Source organism: Mycoplasmopsis felifaucium ATCC 43428 (assembly GCF_000687775.1).
Taxonomy (GTDB): domain Bacteria; phylum Bacillota_I; class Bacilli_A; order Mycoplasmatales; family Metamycoplasmataceae; genus Mycoplasmopsis; species Mycoplasmopsis felifaucium.
In genome coordinates this window covers 1-14,152 of the sequence record NZ_JHXS01000018.1, presented here as the reverse complement: position 1 = coordinate 14,152, position 14,152 = coordinate 1, and the positions used below count along the sequence as shown (strand labels likewise).

Sequence of the window (14,152 nt, the reverse complement as noted above, 5' to 3'; positions counted from 1 at the left end):
CTTAAACCACTGTTTTATAGTAAAAAACAAACTAACATCATAATTAAGGTGTTAGTTTTATTATTTAATAATTAATAACTAAGTATATCAATAAGTTCTTTTAATCTTTCATATAAATATTTTGCCAATAATGAAACTAATGGATTAATATCATGTTTTAATTGATAAATTTCAAGAGCATCATAATATGCTTTTCTATCTGTAAATTTAATATCAATAGGAGGATAACCAGCTTTCATTAGTTCAAGATTTATAAGTAATCTCCCAGTTCTTCCATTACCATCAATAAACGGGTGTATTCGTTCAATTTCAATATGAAATTTTGCTATTTTAAATATTAATTCATCAGTTGAATTTGAATATCACACAAGCAGTTCATGCATCTTTGATTCAATTAAATAAGGTTGAGGAGGAATATGATTAGAACCCATTATTCTTACAGGAATTTTTCTATATACTCCTCTGTCTTGATTATTACTGTTAAGAACTAAAAAATGTATTTGCTTAATGTATTTTTCATCTAATTTGCTTTTATTTTTAACTAACTCACAAACATATTCAAATGCCTCTTTATGTCCTATGACTTCTAAATGATCTCTAAGAGGCTTTTTATCTATTGTAATACCTTGTAATACAAGATCAGTTTCTCTTAGCGTTAAAGTATTTCCTTCTATTGCGTTTGAGTTATATGTATATTCAACAATAAACTCATTATTTAAACGAGTTAATTCACTTTGACTTAGTGGTCTTTTTGAATCTAAAACTTTTTTTAATTCTATTATTTGTTCATTTATAGATTTGGGCAACTTATATCTAGAATCAGAAGGTTTTTTAGCCTCATCAGGTATTATTCAAGTTTTACCACTTTTAATTGCTCCTTTTATTTTATGTTCAGAACATAGAACTCTAATTCGTCTATCGGATAGCCCTCATTTATTTGATGCATCTTTTGTTGTCATATTTGAACCTCGGAATAATTATAACACTTATCGGAATAATAACCTGGCTTTTCGGAATAATACGACGCAACATATTAATTAACAAAAAATTATATAAAAACAATGGAAACAATATCACATTTATAATCTAGTCAATCTACTTATAAAATATAATTTTATAATTTAATTAAGGAGGTGATTATGTTAATAAATGTTTATAATCAAAATTCAGCTAGTGAACAAATAAATAATGAAAATTATGTTTTAGATAAGCTCAATCTAAAAAGATATTTTGAACTAAAATTTTCATCTTACTTGAATGATAAAGATAAAAAGTTTGTTAGTGAATTTGAGAAAAATCTCACTTATTTTATAGAGAATCTTAAAAAATCCGGAAAAATACAGATTTTAGCAAATTTTGTTAATGAGCTAAAAGAAGCTGAATCTATTACTCCGAAAACTAAAAAATTTAAAAAGATAATATTTAATAATTACACTAAATATGAATTATTATCTACTGGTAAGACAAAAACAATTGATGATTTTGTTTCTGAACAAGATAAAAAGAAAATTTATGGCGCTTATAAAGAACATATATATAAATTTATTGACTTTTATTCAACTGTAGTTGATTTTTTCACAGGATTAGTTAATGGTTCTGGTTTATCTGATTCAAGGGGAGCTTTAAAAGATTCAGGAGGTCCACCATTTGTGGTAGTTGCTGGTCAAATTGCAGAGTTTGTTGGTTTATTACTTAGTGCAATTGATAAGGAAATAAATTACTCAAGTATGATTTTTCCTGCTGTAAAGTCTGTTTTATCAGATTTAAGAAGATTGTTATATATTCAAAATTTGTGTATTTTGCAACAATGAAATGAAGCGTGAAAAATATCACAAGAGATTGATAATCTTGATTTCAAAGGAGACATATTAGCGAGAAATTGAGCCAAAAAAGGTATTAAATATTATTTAGAAGTAATTGATTCTATTTATTTTAAAGTTTTGCATGAGTATCAAAAATATATTAATTCTTTAATTATTGGAAACAATGGAACGTGATATTAATCAAAATTTTAAAAAAATATGAATTCTTATTTCTATGGTATTAACAGTATTTGGAATACTTTTTCTTACTTTAGTTTATATATTAATTATTCTGCCAAGCATAAACAACATTGACTCTTATAAGCTTTGATATTTATTTCTTCATCCATTTACAATACTATTTTATATTCCTTTATTTTGAGTTCTGATTATTTCAACAAACTATCACTTATATCTGGTTTACGAAAGCAAAAATCTATTTAAAGCAAGAAAGTATTTAAATAGATATTATGCTGCAGTTTGCAAATATAAAAAAATTGTTAGATATCCAAGCATTTCAATAAACGAAGATAATTTGTTATGACTAAAAAGACATAATTTCGTTTTACGGAATGAAGCGGCAATCCAGATATATTTCGGTCAGATATATAGATCATTCAAAAAACTCATTTTTATACCCGCAAATAGTCGTACTAATTTCAAGCACTTGAATTGTAAAATCAGTTGTTGTTCGTCTTTCCAAGAAAATAATTCTACAGTAGTTTTTGAACATAAGTCTATAAAAATTGAGATAGACAACAAAGATTTAATTCCAAAAGCATTAATAAAGCAAGATAATTCTAAAATTCTTGTTCCTAATTTCCACTGATTAATTGCTTATAAATTTATTCAAATTTTTGACCATTCTAAAACATACGAGAAGAACAAAAATAATCTTGATTTTCAAGAAATATTAAACAATTATTTTACTGATTTAGCTTATTTATTGTCAAAGAAATCATTTTCCTACAAAAAGTTTTTATTTAATTTAAAAGTTTTAACAATTTCAAATTCTCTTTTGCGATTATTTCAAAGAAACGACAATGATCTAAGTTTTTATAATAAAACAAATCAAGAAAATTTTATAAGTATGGTAAATGAATTACTAAGCGAGAACGAGATTGGTTCTGAAACATTATTTTTTGCGGATTTTATATTTAAAAAACTGTTAAAAGACAAAAAATATTTAAATCTATGAATATCAATGAAAGCGATAAATGACAAATTTGATTTATATTTAAATAATTTAGTTGATAACAAAATAATTACTAAATTTGACAAAAAGTCATGTTTTATAGGCATTTTAAACAAAAGTTTTCTTAGCAAATCGTTGATTTTAATTAATTATAAAAAACCAAAATACATAAAACTATTATTAGAGTGTTTTAAGACTGAAAAAAATGAAATTGATATAAGAAAACTATATTTAATAGAATTACTAAAGGAGATAGACAATGAAAAAAAGTAAGATTTTATTTATTTCACTGAATTCATTAATTCTATTTCTATTGGTACTAATTTGTCTATTTTTAGCATCAAATGTAATTCTAAACATCAAAAACAAAAAATATATTTCATTAGAAACAGCTTACCTTTATTTATGTCCAGTGATTATAATTTTTATTATTGTATTATCAACATATTCATATATAGAATTTAATGGTTGAATTTTTATTAAACCTTTTTACTATATTAGTATTGTTTTTTATGTCCTTATTCCTCCTCTTCCTTGAATTATTGATATACTGGGCTTCCAATTTGATAAAATAATTATCCCTCTTAGTTTTGCATTCTATTTATTAATATTGATTATTAATGTTTATATTGTTATAAAAATGTATAGCATTTTAAATGCTAAAAATTTCAATATTTCATAAAAATAAATTATATTGAAGCTTATATCGTCATTTACGACTATAAATAGCAAAAATTATTTGCAATTTATATATTTTCTATTTATTTTTAAATAAAAAAATTGAAAATTTGTATTGTAAAAATTATAAATGTGGAGTTCAATTTTGGAGCCTCACATTTATAATGAATATTTTAAAAATATTTTTAATATAGTACTTATAAAAGCATTAATTTCTTAAGATTGCAATAATATGTGAAAACATTACCATTTATTAATATACTTACAAAATCATTATTAATTAAATTTATATAATTTAATTAAAGGGGTAATATTGTTTTTGATACGCACATTATTGAAAACAAAGATTTCCAAAAGGAATCAGAAAAATTTGTTTTAAATTCTGATAACTTAATAAAGTATTTTGAAATAAAACAAAAAAATATTTTTACAGATATTGAATTGAATTTCATTTTTGAATATGAAAACAGTTTTAAAAAGTTTAGCGCTAAATATTTAGAAAAAAGTAATATAGACAATATAAAAATTATCAATATTTTTTTAGAAAAAAGCATTGAAAAACTAAATAAGACAAAAAGAAATAATTTCATTTATAAAAATAAAGGTAATTCATCATTTTTCAGTGCTAAATATTCAACTTCATTGTATCCGAATGTCAAAACTATAAATGATTTTGTTAGTAGAAAAGATTGAAAAGAAATTAAATCCTCATATACATTAAATATTAAAATTGTTCAAAAGATGTTTTCATTTACACATAAGTTTTTAAATGGCTTTTTAGATGGATCCGGAATGATGGATGTTTGAGGAGCTTTAAAAGAGTCAGGTGGCCCTCCCTGATCTGTGGTAGCAGGGTATGCGGTTGAAATAATTGGAAGTATATTTCATCATATAGACAAAGAACTAAAATGAGTTTCTCAAAAACTTGAACACATATACAAGGTTGCTTTAAGTTTTTCTTTTTTAGATACTCCTGACAGTGAAAAAGGCATTGAATACTTATTTAATAACACTAATTACATAAAAAAGTGTATTTACGATATTGACTATGGTTGAGATATATTCACTGAAGGGCTTGCAAAATCTTTTATAAGCAATTTTCATAATAAAGTTTCAAAGAAATATTTTAAAGCTAATGCAGAATATCAAAAATTTTTAAATTCTAATATTATTTCATCACCTGCTGGAAGTTGATATTAAATTAAATAATAAAAAAATTTGAATATTCGTTGCATTGCTAGTTATTTTGATTTTTCTATCAATATTGTTCACATTTTTTGTTATTTTATTCCTATCAATAGTTGCATCTAAAAAATTTTTAGCATTATTAGCCATTATTCTAAACCCAATATTAGGTTTATTACAGATGTTTCTGTGATGAGGTTTTATAACATTAACTAATTATCATTTATATTTGATTTTTAGAACTAAAAATGTCTTTAAAGCACAAAAATATTTAAATCGATTATATTTATGCTTGTTTAGATATAAAAAAATTATTAAGCCGGTTTATGACAAAAAAATTAAAGATGATATTTTAATTTTCAGTAATGATAATTATGTTTTACAGGGAAGTACATCAATACAAGTTATGTTCAAAGATAACTATAGATCTTTTAATGATTTAGATTTCATTTCAGTGATATCCCGAGATTTAGAACTTAGTTCATTGGTGTTGGCTAAAATTAGTGGCGTTAATGGAAATAAAATGCTTTCAAAATTTAAAATAAATGATATTGCTGTTGATTTATTGAATATTAAATTAATACCGTATAAATTTGTGAAAAGGTTAGATTCCGATATTTTAGTGCCGAATTTCCATTGAATGATATCGATGAAATTTGTACAAATTTTTAAGTTAACACAATTGTATAAAAGTAATAAGGATAGACTGGATTATCAAGAAAAATTAAATAATTCTATCCTGGATTTATCATATTTAATTAGTAAAAAGAATTATTGCTGACAAACCTTATACAAAAATATTGAAACTTTAACTATATCAAATTCATTTATTACTTTACTCACCAATGAAAAACAACAATATGATTTTTATAATAAAACTCAGCAGAATAATTTTAATTTTGCTCTTCAAAATTTATATTCTCAAAATTGTCCAAATGAAGAAGCGTTATTTTTCTTAAAATCTCTTCAAAATAAACTTTTAAGAAATAATAAATATAAATTATTAAATAACCAAATAAAAACAACATTAAATGCCTTTAATAAAATAATTGAACATCTTATAAATATAAATGTAATAACAAATTTAAGCTTAAACACCTTTTTTATAGATGTAAACGATAAAAAGCTTAATAAATATATTTCTAGCTGAAATTTGAACAGAAAATTTAAAAATATTGATAATCTTTTAATGTGTTTTTCAAAACATGAAAACAAAATCGATATTAGAGAATTATATTTATTAGAACTATATAAAGGATTAAATTATGTTAAAAAATAAAAAAAGCTTAATAACTATATTTTCTATTTCTTTATCTATTATTTTAATTTCACTAATTTATGATGTTCTTTATATTGTATCAGAATCCTTCCAATTACCATTCGCTACGATTATGGCGTTAAAAATATATGTATTATATTTATTTCCAATAATAATGATCGCAATAATTACATATGTTTATTTTGATTTTAATCTAAAATATGTTGCAAATACGTTATACTGAATATCTTGTTTTATATGTATTTGTATTTTAATAGTTCCATATATTTTAATGATTTTTCATCTTGTTGAATTACCAGAAATATTTTACGTTATTGCACCACTTAAATTAATATTACTTACACTTAACATAATTTTATTTATTAAAGTTTTAAAACGTATAAATAATCGCTTTTAATTAAATGATAATAAAAAGTAGCACCGTTATAAGTGCTACTAAATTTTTTTATTATTTTGCATCTCTAGCAATTTTAATTAATTCTGAAAATACAGTTGGTTGTTGAATAGCTAGTTCAGATAACATTTTTCTGTTAATTGTAATGTTAGCTAATTTTAAACCGTTAATGAATTTTGAGTATGATAAACCTTCAGCTCTTGTTGCTGCGTTAATACGTGCTATTCAAAGTTTTCTGAATTGACGTTTAACTTGTTTTCTGTCTCTAAAAGCGTATGTTCATGATTTAACAACTGCTTGTTTTGCAACTTTATAACCTATTGATTTGTGTCCAAAATAACCTTTAGCAAGTTTTATTCATTTCTTTCTTCTTGCTCTTGTAACTGTTCCACCTTTTACTCTCATGTTTTGATCCTTTCATTAAATTGAATAATTATTAATAGATAAGATTAATGTAATTACATTAAAGCTTTGAATCTTTTTACATCAGAAGCGTGCATTTGAACTGATTTACGAGCTTGACGTTTTTGTTTTGTGGTTTTATTTTGGGCTAAGTGTGAACGATAAGCTTGTTCACGCATAACTTTTCCAGTTCCTGTGATCTTAATACGTTTTTTAAGAGCACTTTTAGTCTTCATTTTAGGCATTTTCTGCTCCTTCTGTGCTGTTTTCAACAGCGTCATCTTGACTATTTGTAGTTTGTTTATCTTCTAAGTTATGTTCTTTTTTATATCTGGCAACCTTCACTTTGTTTGGTTGTAAAAACATATCTAAGAACCTTTCATTAACGATTTCAGGTTCTTTTGTTTTTTCGGCGATATCTTCAATTTGAGCAAAGAATTTTTCAAGTGCTTTATAACCTAATTCAGGTTTAGTAATTTCTCTACCTCTGAATTTTAAACTAACTTTAATTCTATCACCATCAAGCAAGAATTCTCTAGCCTTACGAGCTTTGGTTTGAATGTCATGGTCTCCGATAAGTGGAGTTAATCTTATTTGGCGGTTTTGAATTGTAGTTTGTTTTTCTTTAGCGGCTTTTTGTTTCTTTTTTCTTTCGTACTTAAATTTACCGTAATTTAAAATACGTGCGATTGGTTTTGGATCTATAGCGATTAACACTAAATCCATTTTTTGATCCTTTGCAATTTGAATAGCTTCTTGAGTATTATAAACACCCATTTTTTCGCCTTCAGCACCAATTAAGAACACTTTTGGAAACGGAATATTTTCGTTAATTGTGTGTTCTTGTTCAGGTTTCTTAATTTTTCTTAAGTTTTGAATAATAACTCCTTGTAGATAAATGATTTTTAAAATATAAAAACTAAAGTGAAATATATCACTTTACTACATATAAAAGTATCAATAGATATTTTTAATTGTAGCTAGAACCCAAGGCTATGGCCATCAGGTGAGAATTAAATCTACTTCTGCAATTAAATATTGCTTTTATATTTTAGCATAATTGTTATTTATTAGATAAATAATGAAAAATTATTGAAATATTTTAAATTGCTATTAACTGATAAATTAAAAATAACTAAAAACACTATAAAACAATTATTTTAGATTTTAAAATTTTCATATTTTAATTCCCATACTCATTTATAAAGATAATTGTTGTTTATGAAATTTAAAATTTTTATTTTGCAACCAATTTATAGTATTTTACGATGAATCAGACTACTATTGTTTTATAAAATAGTAAATTATTTTATAATTTAATAAAATTAATTATTAACAGGAAATTATGAATACAAAAACTTTTATAACTCAACCGAATGAAGATTTAACGAATATTGCACATTATATATTAAACAATTTAACTAATAGTAAAGTTATTTTATTAAACGGCGAATTAGGCGCAGGTAAGACTACTTTATTAAAAACGTTAGCTAAATTGATTAATATTAATGAGCCAATTACATCACCTACTTTTAACTATATGAAAGTTTATGATGGGTTAGTTCACATTGACGCATATAACTTAAGAGGTGGAATTGAAGAATTTGAAGACTATCAAAATTCAAATGACATTTTAGCAATTGAGTGAGCATCAAAATTAGAATTATTTTATTCAAATTATTTAGAAGTTAATATTACAATAGATTTTGATGATAATCACATATTTGAAGTAAAGGTGGTTAATTAATGAAATTATATTTAGATACAGCTAATGATGATTTTGCTCTTGCTGTTTTTGATAATTCTTATAATTTAATTGCTAAAAAAATCTTGCTAGGATATCAAAAAAAGGTTGAATTAATTCCCCAATCGGTTCATGAAATTTTAAATGAGTTAAACATTAAAATTAATGACATTAATTCTTTTTATACAAATTTAGGTCCTGGATATTTTACTGGCGTAAGAATATCATTAGTTTATTTAAGAACTATTGCAACATGTTTAAAAAAACCAATTTATACTATAAGTACAATGCAAATACTTCAAAAACAAAATTCAAACAAGGCAGATTTTTTCATTAATGCAAAGGGAAATAAATTCTATCATTATAAAGCTTCAAATGATTTTTCCAGTTCATTAATAACTTGTGAAACAGGCGAAAAAGACAAATATGATGAAGTTAATTATGAATTATTTTTAAACAATTTTGAGTTATATCTTAAATATTTTTCTTCTTATAATAATTTAGATGAAATTGAACCTTATTACATTAAATTACCACAAATAGGAGCTAAAAAATAATGCGTATATTAGCGATAGAAACTAGCCACGATGATACATCAATATGCATTTTTGAGGACGGAAAAGTTTTAGATTTACAAACTATATCACAGATAGATATTTTCAAGGAATTTGGTGGAACAATTCCTGAGATTTCATCTAGAGAACACGTTAAAAATATAAATTTTATTCTTGAAATCTTTCTTAAAAAATACGACCTAAATACTTTAGATTATGTAGCGTACACTAAAGAACCTGGGTTAGTTGGAACATTGCAAATAGGATTCTTGTTTGCGAGTGCAATTGCTTTAACATATAATAAACCACTTATACCAATAAACCATTTAGAAGGTCATTTTTATTCATGTGCGATTGAAAATGAAATTAAGTATCCAGCACTTTGTTTATTAGTTTCTGGCGGTCATACACAATTAATGCTTGTTAATAATCCATTTGAAATAAAAATCATTGGTCAAACTTTAGACGATGCTGTTGGAGAGGCGTTTGACAAGGTAAGTGCTAGATTAGGTTTAGGTTTTCCGGGTGGTCCAATTATTGACAAAATTTATCAAAAATATACTGGTGAATATATTAAGTTTACTGAACCTCATACGGATAATCAGTATGACTTCTCATTTAGTGGCTTAAAATCTCAAGTAATTAATTACTATCATAATATGACTCAAAAAGGTGAAAATATTGATGCGATTCAAGTAGCTGCTAGTTTTGAAGAATGTGCTGTTTCATATCTTATAAACAAAACAAAATTAGCTCTGGATGCTTTTCCGAATATTCAAACATTAGTTTTGGCTGGCGGAGTCAGTGCTAATAGTGAATTAAGAAAAAGATTCTTGACATTAAGTAATAAAGCGATTATCCCTCCGTTGAAATATGCAACAGATAATGGGGCAATGATTGCTTCTTGTGCATATCAACAATTAATGCACCAAAAAACAAAATAGCAAAGGGGTAAAATGAAAAAAGTATTGCTTTATTTAACTCCTGTTGTTACTGCTTCATTTTGTTTTGCTTCTATTTCTTGCAATAAAAATAATTTAGAAAAAAATAATAATCAAAACACCGAAAACATCTTTAAAACTGAGCTAGATGGATCAATTAAGTTAAATAATATAATTGATAAATTATCTATTTCTGAATTGGAAGATTTAACACCTGCTTCGTTATACATCCTTCTTTCAAGAGGGTATGTTTCATTATTATCGTTAAATGAGAATAATTATAAATTTTCGCTAAATTATGATAATAGTGACATTATTTTTTCTAATAGTAAAAAGGAATATTCACTAAATCATTATTTGAGTAAAGTAAATAATTTTGATATTTCAAAATTTAAACAATATTATTCGTTAACTGACGTTGACGGATTAATTACATCTATAAAATCAGATAATTTTGAAGTTCAAAATATTGATAAGTGATTTCAATATAATTCATTACATAATAATATAACGCATTATGGTATGAATTATTATTTTGATGGATATTCTAAACAGTATTCAATAGATAAAAAGATTGATAGACGTTTAGTACCCAACTTTCAGTTCTTAATTCAATATTGCTTTGAAACTAAAGATAAGTTATTTAGTTTTCAAACAGCGAGCAACGAAATAAGAGAAATAGGTTTTATTAATTCGGTGTTTCAACAAAAAATGCTATTCGATAGGGTTATATTCTTAATGAATTTATATTATTTTGGCAAAACAATGCCTGAATATATTCAAATTAATAATTTAGAAAAACAGGGAAATATATTGTCTTTTAATTTAAACGTAGAAGATTCAAACAAAGCAATTATTGATACTAAAAGTAAAAACAATCTATTCTACTTAAATGATTTTGAGCCTGATAATTTTTACGATTTTAATGATTTAAAAACAAATAAACCATTACAAATTAATTACGATTCTACATTATTAAGTGAAGAAGTAAACTACCCTTCTTTATATTTTAGAAAGAATCCTCTTGGTTTAGATGACTTTGATTCATTGATGCACAAAACTAATTTTAGAGTTAATTTGAATGTATTTAATATGCTTTCATATTTAATGCACGATGAACTTGATATTGATGGTTTAAATGGCTTATTTAGCTATAAAATAGGTGATTTTTCTTCAACTAGCTTATTAAATAATTCATACGCTATTGGTAAATTTGATATTATCTTAAAAAGTGAAAATGACAAGATTGAGAAATATCCATGATATTCAATAAACTTTACTAAACATAAACATATTTTTTCTGAAGGTTTCTATTTAACAGATGAATTAGGAAATATTGACAAAAACGACCATAATAAATATTTCAGTTATTTTAATAACAATAATAATTTTGACTCATTGGGTAATTTAATTGTTCCTAATAAGGTTAATCCTGAAGAATTTATAAAAAATTCTTTTACTGATATTGTTAATCATTCAATTCATCAATATGCAAATAATTTAGAACTTTGAAAAAATAATAATATGTCAAATATATCGGTTTTTGATGTCATTAGAAATAAGAAGTTCTATGAAAAATATTTATCAATTATTTTTTCACAATATACATTACTTTACTATATTGTAAAGTCTAATGATTTAATTAAATATGTTAAAGTTTCAATAGATCCAAATAATGATTACACACCTGAAAAATATGGGTTAGGAAACCTACCAATTGAGATTGATTTTATTGATCACTCAGGCAAATCTATGTTAGATAGCAAAGTTAGAAAACTTTTAACTGGATTTAATGGTTATGATAAAGAACCTTTTGGCAAAAAAATATCTCAATTGAAGGATTATTTAAATTCGCCATATGTTCAAAAAGGTAAAACCTTGCCATATTTGATTGATTATAAAGAATTAATGTAATTTATAACCATATTCACACTTTTTAAAAGGTGTGTTTTTTAATAAAATGGAAAATAATAGTAAAAAACCTACAAATTTATCACTTTATTAAGCTAATACATAGAAATTTTATAAATATCTTTATAATAAAAACATAATTAAGGAGTTTAAATATGAAAAAGAACAAACTTATTTCTGTATCTCTGCTATCTGGTCTTGTTACAATTCCTGTTGTAATGAGTGCTGGATGCTATAAAAATGAAATTAATAAAGATGATGAAATTATTCTTGATAAATCTGTTGAAGAAGTAAAACCTAAAAAAGAAGCTGAAACTAATAATCAAACTTCGGCTGATAATTCAGATAAAACTAATGAAGATACAAAAGTTGAAACTAATATAGAGTCGAATACTATTGAGAATTCTGAAATGCCCACTGAAGGTTCTTCGAATGATACTAATAAAAAAACTGAATCAAATAATGCTTCAACAACCGAAAATACTGAAATCGCAAATTCTAATGATGGAACTTCAGAAAATAATCAAAATTCTAATTCAGAAGTAAATGCATCTGTTTCTAATTCATTAGCTGCAGAAAGCTCTACCAAATCAGAGCCAACTGAAGATGCAATAGAAGAAGCAAAGCAAAATCTGAAAGTTGCTATTGATAATGCAAGAGCTTTAGAAAATAAAATTGATAATTCAACTCAAGCTACTTATTTAGCGGATTGATTAAAAAATATTAACTTGAAAAACTTTATTGAAACATCACAAAGAAACTATGATGCATCAGGAACAACTTATGAAAACTATATTAGTGCAGCTAAAAATCTAAATAAAGTTATAGCTGATACAAAAGTTTATTACGATCATGCTTTAAATCATACATTAAGCCAATTAAAAAGTAATATAGATAATAGTCAAAGCCACGTAAATAGCTATAAAACACATGCATTCGCTATTTTAAGAAATATTGCCGAAACAACTGAAACTGAACTTACTGAAGCTAATAAAGTTTATTCTGCTGGCGAAAATAACCCTGGTCTTAATACAATCTTGGACGCCACAAATAAGCTTGTAAAATTAACGACTGACCTTATAAATGATTTTTCAATATTTAAACCCGCCAAGAAAAAAGTTGATGATGCTATTGTTGAATTTACTGCTACTCAAACTTGAGTATGAGAAAATAAATCTAAATATACAAATGAAGAATTAACTTGAAGCAATCAAATAAATAGTGAAATAATTAATTTAAGACAACAATTTATGGATTCTGCAACACTTGAAACACTTCAAAGTTTTGCTGATCAAATTGTAAGTAAACTTCAAGAATACAAAACTCATTTAAAAGTTGTAGAAAAAGGATATCAAGCTACCTCAAATGCATAATAATTATTAATCTATAGAGAACAATTGCTGTTCTCTTTTTATATTTTTTAATATATGTAATAAAAAAACAGACACGAATGCCTGCTTAGTCACATTTAGTGAAATGGTACGCCCGGGAGGACTCGAACCTCTGACCCAATGGTTAAAAGCCATTTGCTCTACCGCCTGAGCTACGGGCGCATATTCTATGCCACGTTTGTGACATATGGTACCCAGAACTGGACTTGAACCAGCACGGACTATACGTCCGAGGGATTTTAAGTCCCTTGCGTCTACCTATTCCGCCACCTGGGCATATTAAAAAATGCTATTTTATTATAATACATATTTAGATATTTAAAAAAATATTTTTATTATTTTTATATAAAATGCAAAAGTGAGATTCCGCCTAAAAAGATAAATAATAAAAATCTATTTTAATAATAGACTATTGATTAGAAAATAATAGAAAAGATTGCCTTATAAGGCAAAAAAAGATGAATTTTTTAATGAATTTTACAAATTACCTGAATTTTCGTTTACTTATTAATGAACGAGTTTGAAATTTTCTCTAACTGTGAAGGTTTGAAATTTTTATAATTTCAGTCTGCGATATTGTGTCTTTCAATTTTATTAATTCTTTCTTGAATTATATCCATATCACTTTGAGTGAATTTATCCATAGATGTGCCTTTTGGGATAAATCTTCTGATAT

At 24.9% G+C, this 14,152-nt stretch carries 13 protein-coding genes and 2 tRNA genes; 9 read left to right on the top strand and 6 right to left on the bottom strand.

Annotated elements, in window-relative coordinates:
• Window positions 1-71: 71 nt before the first annotated feature.
• The gene (locus T390_RS0103065) at window positions 72-959 is read right to left on the bottom strand and encodes a Fic family protein (RefSeq protein WP_036436211.1); all 888 of its coding nucleotides are present in this window, start codon (window positions 957-959) and stop codon (window positions 72-74) included.
• Window positions 960-1,139: 180 nt separating this feature from the next.
• Between T390_RS0103065 and T390_RS0103060 the strand changes: the two genes are divergently transcribed.
• The 4 genes from T390_RS0103060 (at window position 1,140) to T390_RS0103040 (ending at window position 6,139) form a co-directional block, all read left to right on the top strand.
• Entirely contained in the window at window positions 1,140-2,003 is an 864-nt protein-coding gene (locus T390_RS0103060) for a hypothetical protein (RefSeq protein WP_027335028.1), read from the top strand.
• Window positions 1,987-3,270 (top strand): MAG4530 family protein, encoded by a 1,284-nt coding sequence (locus T390_RS0103055; protein ID WP_027335027.1) that lies wholly within the window; start codon window positions 1,987-1,989, stop codon window positions 3,268-3,270. Before T390_RS0103060 ends, T390_RS0103055 begins: the two co-directional genes overlap by 17 nt.
• Window positions 3,271-4,116: 846 nt before the next feature.
• Window positions 4,117-4,875: a hypothetical protein gene (locus tag T390_RS0103045; RefSeq protein ID WP_027335025.1), complete on the top strand. Its 759-nt coding sequence runs from the start codon at window positions 4,117-4,119 to the stop codon at window positions 4,873-4,875.
• Window positions 4,876-4,909: 34 nt separating this feature from the next.
• Window positions 4,910-6,139: an MAG4530 family protein gene (locus tag T390_RS0103040; RefSeq protein ID WP_408633494.1), complete on the top strand. Its 1,230-nt coding sequence runs from the start codon at window positions 4,910-4,912 to the stop codon at window positions 6,137-6,139.
• Window positions 6,140-6,587: 448 nt separating this feature from the next.
• On the opposite strand, the gene rplT is transcribed toward T390_RS0103040, so the two are convergent.
• From rplT to infC, 3 genes are read right to left on the bottom strand one after another with little or no spacing between them, the layout of a single operon-like run.
• On the bottom strand, window positions 6,588-6,938 hold the full coding sequence (gene rplT / locus T390_RS0103030) for a 50S ribosomal protein L20 (protein ID WP_027335022.1): 351 nt from the start codon (window positions 6,936-6,938) through the stop codon (window positions 6,588-6,590).
• Window positions 6,939-6,991: 53 nt separating this feature from the next.
• Window positions 6,992-7,180, bottom strand: coding sequence for a 50S ribosomal protein L35 (gene rpmI, locus T390_RS0103025; protein WP_027335021.1), 189 nt, complete (start codon window positions 7,178-7,180; stop codon window positions 6,992-6,994).
• Entirely contained in the window at window positions 7,173-7,796 is a 624-nt protein-coding gene (gene infC / locus T390_RS0103020) for a translation initiation factor IF-3 (protein WP_027335020.1), read from the bottom strand. Before infC ends, rpmI begins: the two co-directional genes overlap by 8 nt.
• Window positions 7,797-8,277: 481 nt before the next feature.
• Here infC and tsaE point away from each other — a divergent pair, with 481 nt between their 5' ends.
• The 5 genes from tsaE to T390_RS0102995 all read left to right on the top strand — a co-directional run bounded on the left by tsaE (window position 8,278) and on the right by T390_RS0102995 (window position 13,458).
• A complete protein-coding gene (gene tsaE, locus T390_RS0103015) occupies window positions 8,278-8,682 on the top strand; it encodes a tRNA (adenosine(37)-N6)-threonylcarbamoyltransferase complex ATPase subunit type 1 TsaE (protein ID WP_027335019.1) in 405 nt (134 codons plus the stop codon).
• Window positions 8,682-9,236, top strand: a complete 555-nt coding sequence (tsaB, locus tag T390_RS0103010; RefSeq protein ID WP_027335018.1) for a tRNA (adenosine(37)-N6)-threonylcarbamoyltransferase complex dimerization subunit type 1 TsaB — start codon at window positions 8,682-8,684, stop codon at window positions 9,234-9,236. Before tsaE ends, tsaB begins: the two co-directional genes overlap by 1 nt.
• On the top strand, window positions 9,236-10,177 hold the full coding sequence (tsaD, locus tag T390_RS0103005) for a tRNA (adenosine(37)-N6)-threonylcarbamoyltransferase complex transferase subunit TsaD (protein WP_027335017.1): 942 nt from the start codon (window positions 9,236-9,238) through the stop codon (window positions 10,175-10,177). The genes tsaB and tsaD overlap by 1 nt, the downstream gene beginning before the upstream one ends.
• 12 nt (window positions 10,178-10,189) lie before the next feature.
• Window positions 10,190-12,088 carry an MAG3240 family lipoprotein gene (locus tag T390_RS0103000; protein WP_027335016.1) on the top strand — a complete coding sequence of 633 codons (1,899 nt, stop codon included), beginning with the start codon at window positions 10,190-10,192 and terminating at the stop codon, window positions 12,086-12,088.
• Between the two features lie 152 nt (window positions 12,089-12,240).
• Window positions 12,241-13,458, top strand: a complete 1,218-nt coding sequence (locus tag T390_RS0102995) for a hypothetical protein (protein ID WP_027335015.1) — start codon at window positions 12,241-12,243, stop codon at window positions 13,456-13,458.
• Window positions 13,459-13,562: 104 nt separating this feature from the next.
• Here the strand turns inward: T390_RS0102995 and T390_RS0102990 are convergent.
• Together T390_RS0102990 and T390_RS0102985 are read right to left on the bottom strand one after the other, a co-directional pair.
• A tRNA-Lys gene (locus T390_RS0102990) sits at window positions 13,563-13,638 on the bottom strand.
• Between the two features lie 26 nt (window positions 13,639-13,664).
• Window positions 13,665-13,752 (bottom strand) — tRNA-Leu (locus T390_RS0102985).
• Window positions 13,753-14,152 lie beyond the last annotated feature (400 nt).